The following is a 15519-nucleotide window of genomic DNA, read 5'->3' on the forward strand; positions in this document are numbered from 1 at the left end:
ACTATGCAGATTCTGATTATCAATTCTGGGAGTTCTTCTATAAAGTTTCAGGTCATTGAAATGCCCTCTGAAGAAGTTATCTGTAAAGGTTTGGCAGAACGTATCGGTCTCGAAAATGCAGAGCTCCATTATGAAGCAAAAGGAAAGTCGCATTCCGAAGTACTGGCTTTAGCAAACCACGAACAAGGATTGCTGGCAATTACAGATATGCTGATGCACCCTGAAATCGGCGTTTTAAAACACCCAGATGAGATTGATGTTGTAGCGCATCGTGTCGTACATGGCGGAAATCGTTTTGACCAACCTACCAGAATTGATAAAAACGTATTGGACGAAATTGAACGCTTGGCTTCTTTGGCGCCGCTGCACAATCCTGCGAATGCGATAGGAATAAAAGTAGCTTCGGTTATTTTTAAAAATGCAAGTCAAGTTGCCGTTTTTGACACGGCTTTTCATCAAACCCTACCTGAAAAAGCATACAGATACGCAATGCCTAAAGCACTTGCAGACGAAAACCATATTCGTGTATACGGATTTCATGGTACAAGTCACAAATATGTTTCCGAACGGGCAATTGCTTATCTAAAAAAAACATCGAGCAAAATTATAAGCATCCATTTAGGGAATGGCTGCAGTATTACGGCAATAAAAGATGGAAAAAGTATAGACCACTCCCTTGGTTTTGGACCTTCTAACGGACTCATCATGGGTACCCGAAGTGGTGATATAGACCAGTCCGTAGTTTTTTATCTGATGGATAGTTTGGGAATGTCATCCAAAGAAGTAAACCAACTATTGCAAAAAGAAAGTGGACTTCTAGGTCTAACTGGATATTCCGATTTACGGGAAATCCAAAAAGCAGCAGGAGAAGGTAACAACGATTGTCAGCTGACACTGACCATGACTGCCTATCGCATCAAGAAATTCATCGGAAGCTATATCGCAGCACTCAATGGGGTAGATGCCTTGGTTTTTACTGCGGGTATTGGCGAAAATTCAAGTGTACTTCGCGCTATGGTTTGTGAAAATATGGAGGCTTTGGGTATTCAAATTGATGCGAAGAGAAATAGCCAAAGAACGACTTCCATTTTAGATATTCAGAAGGACAATTCCGAAGTTAGAATTCTTGTTATTCCTACGAATGAAGAATTGGAAATTGCGAAGCAGACGTTTAATTTAATGTTGGTAAGCTAGTCTGTTATTCGACCATCTACTTCCTTCCAAAATTCAATGCCAGGGAAGTATTTAAAGTAGGAATATAAGGTTGGATAGTTGTGCTGTTTGAGAAAATTAGCTTAATTTTCATGCTTAAAATAGACAGTCCATGAAAAATATTTTCCGCTCTTTATTCTTACTTGTTTTAACCGCAATTTTCTTATCCAGCTGCTCTGGTATGCAAATAGCAAGCTCGTATAAATCAGATGATTTTGAGACGCTGAGAAATAAAAAAATGTTGGTTATCGCCAGAACTCCGATGGAGGATGTGCGTAAAGCCTATGAACTAGATTTGGTAAGTAAATTAAAAGCCAAGGGTGTCAACGCTGTTGCTAGTCATGTTGCCTTTCCTGATTTGAAACGTATTGATAATAAAACTGCCGAACGAATAACAGAGGTGATTGCTATGTTTAGAAAAGAAGGATTTGATATTCTGACCTTGACTTCTCTTAAAGACGTGCAAGAACTAGATGTGATGCGAAGAGAAGGTGGGTATAATTCTTTCGATGAATTTTACGGAAATAAATACATAACCTTAGTAGCTTATTATGACGACGTGACTGCCCCGCCACGTTTAGGACCCAAAGAAATGGATGAACAGATTACCTATACTACAGAAACTACCTATGTGCTAGAGGCGGTAACCTATAATTTAAGCCTTGAAGAAGAAAAGAGATTATTGTCGGTTAGTACGGCTGAAATTACCAACCCTGATACGGGAAAAGGCGTTCGGAAGGCATTTGCCAAAATTGTAGCTAACGAATTAAAATAGAAAACCGCAATGCGTTACTTTATTCTAAGCTTCTTTTTTATACTATATACTTCGGCAAAAGCACAAGATTTGTCTGCCTTGTATGAGAAGGTGAAGCCAGCGGTTGTAGTGATTTATACCGAGGAACGAAAGTTACAAAGACTAGGAAACACCACAGCAATGGTAAATGCTCAGGGATTGGGTTCAGGGTTTCTAATTTCTGATACCGAAATCATAACCGCAGCTCATGTTGTTGACGTGGCAGAAAAGCTTTTTGTACAATTTTTAGATGGTGAAACTATTGAGGCCAAAGTGGTTTCTACGTTTAATGAAGCTGATGTTGCTCTAATTCGTTTGACGAGACCTAAAAAGAATGCCGTATTGGTATCTTTAGGAGATTCAGACAAGAGTAAAGTAGGTGAGCAAGTCGTAATAATAGGTGCCCCGTTCGGACTTGCACATTCCTTGTCTTCAGGTTATATCAGTAGTAAAAAAAGTAATACAAAAGATGCCAATCCTTATACAAATACGGAGTTTATTCAAACAGATGCTGCAATAAATACTGGAAATTCAGGAGGCCCTATGTTTAATTTAGGCGGAGAGGTAATCGGTATCGTAAGTCAAATTAAAACCGTCACAGGAGGCTTTCAAGGAATTGGTTTTGCGGCAACATCAAACATTGCAAAGGCTCTTTTGATTGATAAAAAGATTCCTTGGACTGGAGCTGATTTTCTTCCCCTTTCAGGAAAAAGTGCAAAACTATTAAACATACCACAAAATTCAGGTTTGTTGGCGCAACGCGTAGTTTCTACTTCTCCGTACGGAAAAATGGGATTACGTGGCGGTACTGTTGAGGCGACTATAGATGGTACCGATGTGCTATTAGGCGGGGATATTATTCTTGCTTTTAATGGTATTCGCTTTGAGATGAATGACGAAACATTAAAGAAGCTAGGAGATTTTGCAAGCAGTCTTCAATCTGGTGATGCTGTGGTGTTGGAAATTCTCAGAGGTGGTAAGATTTTATCACTTCAAAATTAGAATGATTTAGGTAATCTTACTTTCAAGACAGTTTAAACACCCAATTATTGCTTTAATAAGGGTCAAACTACTATTGACATTAAACCTGTGCAGTGCTATCTAACACTTCCACTTTTAAAACGGTTAAATCTCTTTGCTAATGGCACTAAGATAGAACTTCTCTTATTTTCAATCCATTTGATGTCCGTTTCTAAGAGTTAAAACATTCACAACTATTAGTCATATACTACCAATACTATTAGCGTAATGCGACTAGTAAATACTTCAAATATATTTTCGGCTACTTCAAGTTAGAATTTGGGCGGTTCGCATAAAATGTACCAATCTAAATTCTAAAGCGCAGGTATATTTGAATAGAAATTTAAAACTAAACAAGATGAAAAATTTTAAGTATTTACTAATTATGATTGTAGCCCTAACCATGTCAGTATCATCATGTAGTAAGGATAACTACGAGAGCCACGAATTCCGTTTAGAACCAATAAATATTGTAAGCGCAGAACTTCCAGATGAATTTGATTATGGAAGAAGATATCGAATTGGAGTGACCATTGAATTGCCTAATAGTTGTTATTTTTATTATGACCAATATGAGTACATCTATGATGGAGATACAAGGCTTATTTACCCTATAGTACATATCGACGAAGGTATTTCTTGTAATCAACAAATTACAGAAATTAAATTTTCAATACCAGTACAGGTGCTACAGAAGGAGCCTTATATTTTTAAATTTTATCAAGGCAAAGATGCTGATGGAGAAGATACATTCTTAACGATTGAAGTTCCTGTTAATTAAAGTCTATAACATACATAAGAAACCGCTCACTATTTGAGTAGACTGAGCGGTTTTTTTATGTGTTAAAAATCTTAATTCAAACCAAACTCTTTTTAAAATTCAAAATCGATACTTAAAAATTGTTCGAGCATAAGAATGTTGTTCTTTAGGCACCACTTTTCCGAAGGTAAAGTAATGCTCAATTCCTAGAGAGAAACGTCTTGAGGAAAAATAGATACTTTGAGTCAATGTAGTACTTATTGTATTTAGTTCATCCACGGCATATTCGAAATCACGATTGAAAAGGTTTCCTTGAGCCGTGCCGTCAAAAATGTTTATGGAACTGCTAATCGACGATTGCAGAAAGAGTTCTATACCAGAAGAAGTTGATAAGATATTGTTTTCCATTCCAACGGACTCGGATAATATATTGAACTTGCCAAGTCGCAATCCTAATGTTGGCGTAGCATCAATATAAAGATTTCCTAATCGTGTATTAAACATGCCGTAGACATCAATCCATTTTTGTTCTGGTGTAAAGTCGTGAGCATAGCTAAGGTCTATGTTCATTACTAGTTGATTAGGCACTTGAAACCGCCATTCTTCAAAAACGGGGTCGTTGGTCACCTTATCATGAAACCAACCTTGAAAATTTCCTGCTAAGGATGCAGGCCCCATAACGCCAAGTATTACACCGCTTCTCACAAATGAACGCTCAAAGGCATAGGTGACTTTAAAAGTTGCGAATGACAAACCAGCATAGGGTCTATCAAAGGAAATGTTGTTTTCCTGTATCTGAGTTGGAGTTACCGTTTTATTTGTTGGGGTGTAGCCTTCTAAGCGTAATCCAATTTCAAAAAAGTAAGCTTCTTTTTTAGGAAAATATTTTTGCAAGCCGAGCAATTTTTCTTTTTGAAATTTTAAGTTTAGACCAACACCATAACTATAAAAGCGGTCAGAATTTTGCCAAATAACATAAGCGTCATTTGCTGAAGAAAATGAAACCTCTTTAGAAAAAGTATCGGGTTTTTGCGCATAAGCTCCAAGCACACTAAACAAGAGAAGTATAGAAAATAAGAGACAGCCACTTGATTTGCTTTGATTCATGTGGTCTTCTTCATAGTGCTATTGATTTAAACCTTAGTAAACAACTTGATGATTTATTTAAAATACACCAATTGGTTTGAACTCCTTATACTTAAGAATTACCATTTAAAAGGTTTAAACCCAAAAGCAAATTCAAGATAATCTGCGGCTCCTCCGTCAAGGGTCTTTAGACCAAATTGTGCAAAGAGCGTTTTGTTGATGTTATAGCGAATTGCAGGTCGCATAAAATAGGCGCCTTTTCCTAAATCATCGGTAATATAGGTTCCTAACTGTGCTTTTATGACCATTTTCCAAAAGTTGAAGTCGTAACCTGCATGTACGCCAATGGCTGTTCTATCTCCCGTTTCTTCAAATTCTTGAAAGGTATTGTCATAGAAGAAATCAATACCGCCTGTTATACCATGAATTTCATTAAAGCGATGTTCATAATCTAGAACTCCCGAAAAAACACCGAATTGTCGGCCTGTTCCACCATCCTCTTTCGTTTGTTTTCCTCCCGCAGCCAACATAATAGAAATTGAATTTTCATTGATTTTAGTCATTTTGGTTTTCTCGGGGGACTTAAAACGAGCCTGAACCAGATTTTTGGTGTACGGGTCATTGTCAACCACTTTTTGGGCTGCGTTATAATTATATTTTACACCAAGATTTATCCCCCATAGGTTTAGACCTAAGTTCGGTTGATAGCTACTTCCATTACTGAAATGTGTAAAGTCAAATCCGTAGGTTAAATCCAACTCTCGTGTAAAACGGTATTCAAATCCGAAATCAAGTCCGAAGTATACAGCTGCTCTAGCACCAAAGGCATCATTTATTGGATTCTCTTCAGCATTGAATTCCTGTAAATTGAAAGTTACACCTAAGGAAGGTTCGATGCTAAATTTGTTCCTCCTGTTCGGATTTCCTATGGGAAAATCTATAAAACCATACACCGCACTTGGGTTTCCAAAAACTTCTGCATTGCCTAAAAACCCTGAATACAAACCAATTCCATAAGTGGGATACTTGTAATACCCCGCCCAGCTTTCCGTATTACTAGATTGCCACCCTATTTTTACGTTGATTGCCCCGTAACCTGCGTCTAAGAAACCTGCTTCGCTTAATGCTGTTCCTGTGTATAAATAGCTTCCATAGTTAGATTTTACTTCTATTGAGCGAAATTTATTTGGAATTTCCTCACTAGCTACATTTTGAGCCTTCGTGATGAAGAAAGAAAAAAGGAATACAACGGTAAAAAATCTAGTCATAAGGATACATTTAAAAGTGCTTTTCAATTTTTATTTTTTTTTGATGGAGTAGGTTGGTAATGAAATACTGAATCGTACAGCTAAAACACGTATGACAACTACCAGTAAAATTGTGCTTATATAAGATATGTTTTTGTCGAAATTCATTGAGTATAGAATGATAAAACATACGCCTCCGGCAAGTGATGCCAAGGCATAGATCTCTTTTCGAAAAATAATCGGAATTTCGTTACATAAAATATCACGAATTACTCCTCCAAAACATCCCGTCATAATTCCAAGTACAACGCTTACGGCTGGGTCAAGGTCCGCGGCAACTCCAATTTGTACACCACTAATGGTAAATATGGCAAGACCTACGGTATCGAATATAAAAAGGGATTTCACCAAAAAGTATATTTTATTTCGAAAAACAATAGCCAGAAAAACAGAGATGCTTACAAAATGAACGACATAAAAGTGCCCCATCCACCAAACAGGGGTATTACCGATAAATACATCTCTTAGAATACCTCCACCCAAAGCAGTAACAAAGGCAACTATAAAAATGCCGAAAACATCCATTTCCCTTTTAATGGCCATTAATGCACCTGATATTGCAAAAGCAATCGTACCTAGAATATCGAGAACATCGAAAAAACCCATTCGTAATTTTTGGTAAAGATAATTAGATTAGAAATCAAATTTAATTCCAATACCAAACACGCTTTGATTTCTTCTATCCCCAGTAATAGTTTTACTTTGGTCAATCTTGGTGGCTGCGAATATTTTACTTGATTTTTTAAAGGTATAACTCACTTCGCCAATGGCAAAAGCGGTATTGAAATCACCTAGGCCTTGATCATCATCCGGAGTTAAGTAGTTGAAACCTGTGGCGGCCTTCCAACGTTTGTTTTTGGAAAAGACATAACCCAAATAAAATTCGACTCCCGTTGCATCACAAAAATCATCTCCCAACCTTTGGTGTTGTTTTAAATTGGAGTATGAGGCCGCTACCGAAAACCGGTTTTTTTCGTACGAGGCTGATGTTACAAAAGCTTCATCACCATCTTTGGCTTGATTGGGCAGTGGGTCGTCAACCCCGTCGAGGACTTTGTTGTATCCCAGACCTATTGCAAACCCATCAATCGTGTAACTAGCTCCGAAACCATAAGTGTCCAAAGACTTACTATTGACAGAAATATTCCGTGCTTGCCCTTGAAGACCAATTTTCAAACCTGAATTGGCATAGGTTAGTTTTAAAAGTTGATTGGCCCTTCCTGTTCCTGAAACACCACCGTCGGAAATATTCCATACCCCGATAGCGGCTCCACCGAACGCCGAGAATTTATCAATTTGGTTGGCACCCAATTGGTAATACACTGAGTTTTGCTTCCCAAAAGTAAATTCCAAATCCCTGTAAGAGAAACCGGCATAACCCAATCTTGCAAAGACCGCATCACCTACTTGTGCAATTCCAGCTCCTGGGTCTACGGCAAATTCAACGGTTTCATCTCTTGCGACTAGGTTTAGGCCTAATTCTATGCCTCCAATAACATTAAAATTATCGTCTTCATTTTTAGATAGTGCATGTTTCACTTTGATACCAACCCTTGGAGCATTATTAGAAATTCCGATTTCACCTTCTTCGGCAAAACCGGTACCGATTCTTAGGCTTCCATAAGGAGTCACCCTAGATGTAATTGCATCTATCCAATTCGTGTCATCTTTTTTATTTTGCGGTGTCTGTGCTTGTATTTCTTGACCAAACCAGAAGAGTAAGAAAATGAATATTATTCTTCTTTTATAAAGTATATCCATGGTTTTTGATTGAATTAATAGGTATCGAAGAGCCCTTGCATTTCACTTAGTTTTTCGCCTTTGGAAAGTGCTAGCATTAATAAGATTCTCGCTTTAGCGGGATTTAAATCCCCTGACGCAACCGTATGATAATCGTCGTCTTTAAATTCATTATCCCGTAAAACCCATCCCGTTGCTGCACGGGTACTTCTGACTATAATAACTCCATGCTCTTCGTAAGCTTTTTTCGCCGCTTTCAATATGGCATCGGTCATATTACCATTGCCAACCCCAGCTATTACGATACCTTTGGCTCCGGCCTTCACATGCATATCAATCAAATCGGGAGACATATCCGCATAGGCATATATAATATCTACACGAGGCAGTTCCTTAATTCCTTCTATTGAAAATGTACTCGAGTTTCCAAATTTGGTGTTGGGTTCACGAAAAAAGCCTAGTCTACCATAGAATACTCCACCTAGCATTCCTTTAATAGGCGATTGAAAACTATTCACATTGGTAGTATTCATTTTACTGACATCACGAGCAGCGTGAATTTGGTCATTCAGCGAAACCATAACTCCTTTTCCTTTAGATTGGGAATCGGCAGCTATAGCGACCGCATTGTATAGATTCAATGGGCCTTCAGCACTTATAGAAGTAGACGAACGCATAGAACCGGTAGTAACCACGGGCTTGTCACTTTTAATTACCAAACTCAAAAAATAAGCAGTCTCTTCTTGTGTATCCGTGCCATGGGTAATCACGATACCATCTACATCATCGGAGGCCAGTAATTCATTAATTCGATTCGCCAGCTTCAACCATATTTCGACGGACATATCTTGCGAACCGACATTAGCAATTTGTTCTCCAGAAACATCTGCGATTTCTTTGATTCCGGGTACGGCATTAATCATGGTTTGAATACCTACTTGACCTGCGGAATAGCTACCTGAAGTTGCAGATGAAGCCGAGCCGGCTATAGTGCCTCCAGTAGCCAGAATTTTAACATTTGGAAGTGCTGTGTCTTGCCCGAAACCCATAGCAGTTATAACAACTACCATCAGAAAAGCTATCATTTTCATTTTTAGTGCTCTCATAATAAAAGAATTTATGTGTAACTATAGTGTTTTATAATCAGTCTCATTTGTGAAGAGTCGCTGTATATTTTGGATTCATCAGATTTTCTACGCTCAAAATTTTATCCAATTCCTCTTCGGAAAGCAACTCTTTTTCAAGTACTAATTCGCGGATATTCTTGCCAGTAGCAACAGCTTCTTTTCCTAAAACATCGCCCATATGGTGACCGATATAAGGGTTCAAGAAGGTGATGATTCCTACCGAATTGAAAACCATTTGTTTGGTATGTTCTTCGTTAGCCGTAATCCCATCAATGCATTTTTCAGCAAGGGTAACACAAGCATTCGAAAGCAATTCAACCGACTCGAACATACATTGTGCAATTACCGGTTCCATCACATTGAGTTGTAATTGACCTGCCTCTGCAGCAAAGGAAATGGTCACGTCATTTCCAATAATCTTAAAACACACTTGGTTGACTACTTCAGGAATTACCGGATTTACTTTTGCTGGCATTATGGAAGAACCTGCTTGCATTTCGGGTAAGTTGATTTCATTCAGTCCACAGCGTGGTCCAGAGGATAATAAACGTAAATCATTACATATTTTAGAGAGTTTTACCCCTGTTCTTTTTAAAGCTCCCGATATCATCACGTAAGCACCGCAATCGGAAGTAGCTTCTATCAGATTTGCAGCGGGCACAAAACTCCCTTTGGTATATTTTTGAAGGTATCCAATAGATAACTCTGTAAATCCATCGGGGGCGTTTACACCTGTTCCAATTGCAGTTGCCCCTAAATTAACTTCTAAAATAAGGTCGCGAGAGTGTTTTAAGTTTTTTGTTTCTTCTTTAAGGTTTGTAGACCAAGCACCAAACTCATCACCTAAAGACATGGGTACTGCATCCTGTAGTTGCGTTCTTCCCATTTTGATTACACTTTTAAACTCTGCGGCCTTTCTATCTAGACTTGTGGTTAAAACATTGATACGCTCTAACAATTGATTCATATAATAATACACGGCAACCCGAAAGGCTGTAGGATAGGCATCATTGGTAGACTGCGATTTGTTGACATGGTCGTTGGGATGCAGAATATCATAGCTTCCCTTTGCATGACCATTCAATTCTAACGCAACATTGGCAATGACCTCATTGGCATTCATGTTTACCGAAGTTCCTGCACCACCTTGGAAAACATCCGAAGGAAAAAACTCAGAATACTTTTTCAAATTGTCAAGTATATGGTCACAAGCCTGTAGAATCATATCCGCTTTTTCAGCCGGAATAGTACCTATTTCCTTATTGGCAGCTGCACAGGCTTTTTTAGTCAACATTAGACCTTTCACAAAGATGGGAAAGTCACCAATTTTGGAATTCGAAATTTTAAAATTATCTACAGCTCTTTTTGTATGCACTCCGTAATAGAGTTCATCATAGAGCTCCATTTTTCCTAATAAATCTTCTTCCGTTCTTGTTTTCATGATAGTATTCTTTTCTTGATTTATAATACGATGCTTCCTATGAGAAATCCGAAGATTACACTTGACGCTATGGTCACTGTACCCGGAATAATAAAGGAATGATTAAAGACATATTTGCCAATTTTTGTGGTTCCTGTATCATCCATTTCTACCGCCGCCAAGAGCGTTGGGTAGGTAGGTAACACGAACAAGGCACTTACTGCTGCGAAAGAGGCTATTGCGGCAATCGGGCTAACACCCAAAGCTAAAGCTGCTGGCATTAAAGCCGTTGTAGTGGCAGCTTGCGAATACAATAGCATACTGGCAAAGAATAAAACTACAGCAAGTAACCAGGAGTATTGGTTAAGCATACCTCCGGCTGCTTCTTTGATTTCTTCAATATGATTACTGACAAAAGTGTCGCCCAACCATGCTACGCCCAATACACAAATCGCTGCACTCATGCCCGATTTAAAAGTTGACATGCTTGGGATATCGGCCATTTTGAGTTTACAAACCAATGCAATAACCGTAGCTGCCAAGAGCATAACTGCCATGATTGCCTCATTGCGCGGAATTGTAGGATTTTCAATCAAGCCTACTTTCTTGGAAATAAGGGTAGCATAGGTGACTATAATGGCTATCGCAACTAAAAAGATGCCGACAGACCGTTTAGCTTCTTTAGTGTCTTTATGCGTTTCAGTGCTTTTTTCCTTTACCAAACCGGCTTTTAAGCGCTCCTCATAAATAGGGTCTTGGTCCAGTGGTTTTCCTAATTTATTTGCGACAATAGCCCCTACCACACAGGCTAAAATCGTGGAAGGAATGGCTATGGCCAATAGTTGCAGATATGAAACCCCTAACGGTTCTAAAAAACTGGCAAAAATCACAACCGCAGCCGAGATAGGTGAAGCGGTTATTGCAATTTGCGAAGCCACTACTGAAATACTCAAGGGTTTTGAGGGTCTCACATTTCCTTCTTTTGAAACTTCCACAATGACTGGTAAAGCGGCATATGCCGTGTGCCCTGTTCCTGCGAACAATGTCATGAAATAAGTTACTGTAGGTCCTAAAAAAGTAACGCGCTTCGGATTTTTACGAAGTAAGGACTCAGAGAGATGTACTAGGTAATCCAACCCTCCTGCTTTTTGCATTGCGGCTATGGCCGAGATAACGGCCATTATAATGAGAATGACATCTACAGGTACTGAACCGGCATCTAAGCCAAAAATCAAGGTCAATACCACAACACCGGCACCACCAGCGTAGCCGATACCAATACCTCCCATTTTGGAACCAAGGAAGATAAAAAAGAGAACGACGAGTAATTCTATCCAAATCATAGTAGCTAAGTTTAATTGTTATCTTATGTATTATTAAATGAAATCAGTATTTGTATTATTTTACATTCAAGCCTTCTCTAAGAATGACTGCCTTGATGATGGCTTTCCAAGTTTTTTGATGTATTACTAGCTGATTCTGGTCTAGAACATCTTTGACATCAACTTCCATAAGTTGTACACGCTCTTGCAACTTCGACTTCATTAGGTCAGCACTGCTTTTGAATTTGATTCCTCTGAGTTGTTCCATTTTTAAAGCATGATACTTTACCATTTTGAGATAATCTTCGCGTAACTTTCCTTGAAGTTTCATTTTATCCACGCGGTCTTCATACCATAGGTCTTGAAGTTCTTTATCATTCGATAGAAATACCGATACCTTGTATTCGAGTTGTTCTTTTTGTTCTTCTGTCAAGTCTTGCGCATTGATATTTGACAGAGAAAAAATCATTAGTAGAACGGATAGTACTTGTTTCATGACTTTATTTTTTTTGTGTTCAAAAACCTTCTTGTTTCCTAAAAATACTTATTATTTTAAAGGAACTAGGTTAAACAAAAGCGTTAAAAAGTGTTAAGTTTTTTAAATAAATTGTATTGATGCAATCTGACCTCTATGCACCTTTAAACTTAATTAGGATGCTTAATAAACATCTATAGCAAAAGGGTTTTGCTGACTAATTTGCCCGAGTAACTAATTGTGCTTCGATGCATAGATTGTAACGTAATATGACAACTTCCATTTTTGAATATCGTTATTACCATTTCAATGTTTTCGTTAGTGGTGTTAGTTGTGAGGCCGATTTCAATTTTCTTCTTGTCATCATTGACTGTAACTTGAAAATCTTCTAGTTCACTTTCAAAACTAATTCCACTTTCCGTTCCATAGCCTACACCAGAATATACTCTGCCGAAATACGGAAGATAGGTCTGTATACTATCAGAGGTGATTTTCACCAAATAACCATCCCCATTGACATTAATAGATGTACCACCCATGGGTAGTACCCAAACAATATTGAATTCATAAGTATCAGATTCGATAACTTCTTTTACTTGCAGATACTCTTTTTGAGATTTTTCCTCTTTTAGTTGTTTCCGTTCCAATCGTGATTGTCCTACGAGTATATTTAAACTTAGTAGCAAGGTGATAAATAAAATAATCTTGGTTCTCATGATTTCTAAGGTTTTAAATGTTATTGTTCTTCATTGGTTTTGTTTAACCCGCCTATCCCAATTCCGATTAAAATTAAAAGGGGAATAAACAGTTTTAAAAATGATATGCATAATTCCATGTTTTAAGTTTTAAATATTGGATTGCGTTTATTTTATACCACAAAGATGTCCCAAAGTGTCCACGGAAAAGATGCGTTTTTAGGTGAAGCGCCCAAAATAATACTTGAAACGACTTTTCTTTTGGATGAAGTAATTCATCAATAAACATGGGCATTCTTCTCTACTTTTTTCTAGAAAAATCACCTCGCTTTTCAAAATAGCCGTTTCACTTTCGATTTTAGTCACTTGGGGTACAATTATCATATTTAGCCTCAGTAATGGCTATACTTTTGGGGTATAATTAAAACCTAGAAGTCATGAAAAATTATAACATAAGTATTAGCGAAGGACATGTAACCGGATACGGAGTTGGTCCTATTTCAAATGAAAATACCTTAATCAAGTTTGTTATTAAAACCAGTAAAACATTGAACACTTGGTTCAACGAATTTGTCAAAAAGAACAGTATCAAACCTGATAAGAAGAGACTAAAGGAAGAGACACCTCCTTTGTTTATTTAGCCACTTGTAAAATCTAGAAATCATGAGAAACTTAAAAACAGTATTTAGTATTAGTATTATAGTTAGTTTGTTATTCGGATGTTCATCCGTCAAGATAACCGACTCTTGGAGAGGTCTTAAAACCTTAGATGTTAAGAACAAGAATATTATGGTGGTCAGTAAAACGGAAGACCGAAGCATACAAATTCGCTTTGAACGCGATTTGGTTGAAGAACTTCAAGAAAACGGATTTACCTGTATTGAGAGTCATGTAAGATTTCCTTTTAGTGACCCAACGGAGAAGGTTGGGAAAGATAAAACCAAGGAAGTGATTAAAAAACTGCGGGACAATAACATTGATGTAGTCATCATATCACATTTGGTAGATTCGAAAAGGTATACTACCCTGATAACTACCGGAGAAACGATGTATCTAGACCCCTTTCCCTATCGTTATCGGCGCTATAGAAGCTTTTATGGGTACTCAGACTCGTATTATACCCAATATCATACAACAGAACAAGAAGGCGTAACCTATGTACTTGAAACCTTGGTTTATGATTTGACTTTACCAAGTGAGAACCAGTTGATATCAGTAATTACCTCGGAGGTAGATAACCCAAGTAAATTGAGTGTGACATCAGAAGATTTTTCAAAAGTAATTGTCAAAAACTTAATTCAATAAAAATTAAAACTACTTATGGTTGGTTAGGGTTATGTAGATGGATGATGTTGTTGGTTAACTGCTGGAGATTTCCCCCAAATAACTCCAGCAGTTTTTTTGCTTTTAAGTAACCTGTTTAAACTCATTGAAAATGAAACTATTTAAAACTATGGTGAATTTGTTCAAGCGAATTCCTTTAAATTCGTATCCAAGCTTGCAGGTCAAATTAACAAAAATTCGAATCGCGTTGAAGTTTAAAAAAGTAAAACAAAGGGTACTTTTTCCTATTGCCTTAGTGGTAGCATTGCTACTTACGTTACCTAGAATTTTGACACGTTATAGCATCACCAAAGAGCTGACAGATTCCTTTACTTCAGCTTCCATTAATGATATCCTCTTTCGCTTCGTTTTTGCCACCGCACTTTTTTGGTCCGTACTGCAATTGAACACCAATTGGAAGTATGCCTTTACGAACAAAAACAAGCCTACTGGAATAGCGATTCTCGTGTTATCAAATTTGGTCCTTTTTACCCTTTTTGTTGGCCTATTCAATTATTGCTATCCGATTTTAGTAAATCAAGAGATTTCTGAAAATGAGTTGGGCCTCGTACACTTCATATATTTTATTGTTGCAGCTATTCTTGTTTTTGTATCTGGTGTGCTTCGCTATCAACTCATACATAAGGAAGATGTACTAGAGAAGGAAAGGTTGAAGCAAGAGAAATTAGAAAGTGAGCTTGCCGCGCTCAAGAATCAGATAAATCCACATTTTTTGTTCAATTCTTTGAACTCCTTAAATACCTTGGTGCGCGGTAATGAGGAGGCCACCACTTTTGTAAACAAACTATCAGCGCTGTATCGTTATATTTTGCAAAGTGGAAGTCAAGATTTGGTGCCGCTAAGTGATGAACTGACCTTTTTAAAAAGTTATGTTCATTTGATACAAACAAGATATCGAGACCGGTTTTCAATTCGTATGGACATTGATGAGAAATGGCTTTCGGCTAAGATTCCCGTGTTATCGCTGCAATTACTGGTTGAAAATGCGGTGATGCACAATGAGATTTCAGAAAGTCTACCTCTGGAAGTACATGTTGTTACAGACGATAATCACCTGATTGTAGAAAATAAAATACAGCCCAAAAGCACCTATGTGGATAGTACTGGAAACGGATTAGCCAATTTGGCAAAACGCTATGATTTATTAGAAAACAAGAAAATCGTAATTTCGAACACAAATAATAGCTTTAAGGTGAAACTCCCCTTGAATTGAAACAT

The 15519-nt window shown here is 37.7% G+C and carries 16 protein-coding genes; 7 read left to right on the top strand and 9 right to left on the bottom strand.

From position 1 onward, the window contains the following. The first annotated feature begins 3 nt into the window (after positions 1 to 3). The 4 genes from ACKWCD_RS01915 (at position 4) to ACKWCD_RS01930 (ending at position 3806) form a co-directional block, all read left to right on the top strand. Positions 4 to 1194, top strand: coding sequence for an acetate/propionate family kinase (locus ACKWCD_RS01915; protein ID WP_413982231.1), 1191 nt, complete (start codon positions 4 to 6; stop codon positions 1192 to 1194). A gap of 130 nt (positions 1195 to 1324) precedes the next feature. Then, a complete protein-coding gene (locus ACKWCD_RS01920) occupies positions 1325 to 1987 on the top strand; it encodes a hypothetical protein (protein WP_413982232.1) in 663 nt (220 codons plus the stop codon). 9 nt (positions 1988 to 1996) lie between these two features. Beyond that, a complete protein-coding gene (locus ACKWCD_RS01925) occupies positions 1997 to 3007 on the top strand; it encodes a S1C family serine protease (protein WP_413982233.1) in 1011 nt (336 codons plus the stop codon). Positions 3008 to 3410: 403 nt separating this feature from the next. Next, entirely contained in the window at positions 3411 to 3806 is a 396-nt protein-coding gene (locus tag ACKWCD_RS01930) for a hypothetical protein (RefSeq protein WP_413982234.1), read from the top strand. 99 nt (positions 3807 to 3905) lie between these two features. On the opposite strand, the gene ACKWCD_RS01935 is transcribed toward ACKWCD_RS01930, so the two are convergent. The 9 genes from ACKWCD_RS01935 to ACKWCD_RS01975 form a co-directional block, all read right to left on the bottom strand. Next, positions 3906 to 4892 carry a lipid A-modifier LpxR family protein gene (locus tag ACKWCD_RS01935; protein ID WP_413982235.1) on the bottom strand — a complete coding sequence of 329 codons (987 nt, stop codon included), beginning with the start codon at positions 4890 to 4892 and terminating at the stop codon, positions 3906 to 3908. A gap of 98 nt (positions 4893 to 4990) precedes the next feature. Continuing rightward, positions 4991 to 6139 (bottom strand): acyloxyacyl hydrolase, encoded by a 1149-nt coding sequence (locus ACKWCD_RS01940; RefSeq protein WP_413982236.1) that lies wholly within the window; start codon positions 6137 to 6139, stop codon positions 4991 to 4993. A gap of 30 nt (positions 6140 to 6169) precedes the next feature. Beyond that, the gene (locus ACKWCD_RS01945) at positions 6170 to 6784 is read right to left on the bottom strand and encodes a trimeric intracellular cation channel family protein (protein WP_413982237.1); all 615 of its coding nucleotides are present in this window, start codon (positions 6782 to 6784) and stop codon (positions 6170 to 6172) included. A gap of 27 nt (positions 6785 to 6811) precedes the next feature. Further along, positions 6812 to 7939, bottom strand: coding sequence for a porin (locus ACKWCD_RS01950; RefSeq protein WP_413982238.1), 1128 nt, complete (start codon positions 7937 to 7939; stop codon positions 6812 to 6814). 14 nt (positions 7940 to 7953) lie between these two features. Beyond that, a complete protein-coding gene (locus ACKWCD_RS01955; protein WP_413982239.1) occupies positions 7954 to 9024 on the bottom strand; it encodes a type II asparaginase in 1071 nt (356 codons plus the stop codon). 43 nt (positions 9025 to 9067) lie between these two features. After that, a complete protein-coding gene (gene aspA, locus ACKWCD_RS01960) occupies positions 9068 to 10489 on the bottom strand; it encodes an aspartate ammonia-lyase (protein WP_462037253.1) in 1422 nt (473 codons plus the stop codon). A 17-nt stretch (positions 10490 to 10506) separates the two neighbouring features. Next, the gene (locus ACKWCD_RS01965; RefSeq protein WP_413982241.1) at positions 10507 to 11808 is read right to left on the bottom strand and encodes an anaerobic C4-dicarboxylate transporter; all 1302 of its coding nucleotides are present in this window, start codon (positions 11806 to 11808) and stop codon (positions 10507 to 10509) included. A 55-nt stretch (positions 11809 to 11863) separates the two neighbouring features. After that, positions 11864 to 12283, bottom strand: coding sequence for a hypothetical protein (locus tag ACKWCD_RS01970; RefSeq protein WP_413982242.1), 420 nt, complete (start codon positions 12281 to 12283; stop codon positions 11864 to 11866). Positions 12284 to 12456: 173 nt separating this feature from the next. Continuing rightward, positions 12457 to 12978 (bottom strand): DUF4251 domain-containing protein, encoded by a 522-nt coding sequence (locus ACKWCD_RS01975; RefSeq protein WP_413982243.1) that lies wholly within the window; start codon positions 12976 to 12978, stop codon positions 12457 to 12459. Between the two features lie 416 nt (positions 12979 to 13394). On the opposite strand from ACKWCD_RS01975, the gene ACKWCD_RS01980 reads away from it, so the two are divergent. From ACKWCD_RS01980 to ACKWCD_RS01990, 3 genes are all read left to right on the top strand, one after another. Continuing rightward, positions 13395 to 13598: a hypothetical protein gene (locus ACKWCD_RS01980; protein WP_413982244.1), complete on the top strand. Its 204-nt coding sequence runs from the start codon at positions 13395 to 13397 to the stop codon at positions 13596 to 13598. A 22-nt stretch (positions 13599 to 13620) separates the two neighbouring features. Continuing rightward, a complete protein-coding gene (locus ACKWCD_RS01985; protein WP_413982245.1) occupies positions 13621 to 14262 on the top strand; it encodes a hypothetical protein in 642 nt (213 codons plus the stop codon). Positions 14263 to 14392: 130 nt separating this feature from the next. Further along, the gene (locus ACKWCD_RS01990; protein ID WP_413982246.1) at positions 14393 to 15514 is read left to right on the top strand and encodes a sensor histidine kinase; all 1122 of its coding nucleotides are present in this window, start codon (positions 14393 to 14395) and stop codon (positions 15512 to 15514) included. The last annotated feature ends 5 nt before the right edge of the window (positions 15515 to 15519 follow it).

Source organism: Maribacter taeanensis (assembly GCF_047345145.1).
Classification (GTDB): domain Bacteria; phylum Bacteroidota; class Bacteroidia; order Flavobacteriales; family Flavobacteriaceae; genus Maribacter_C.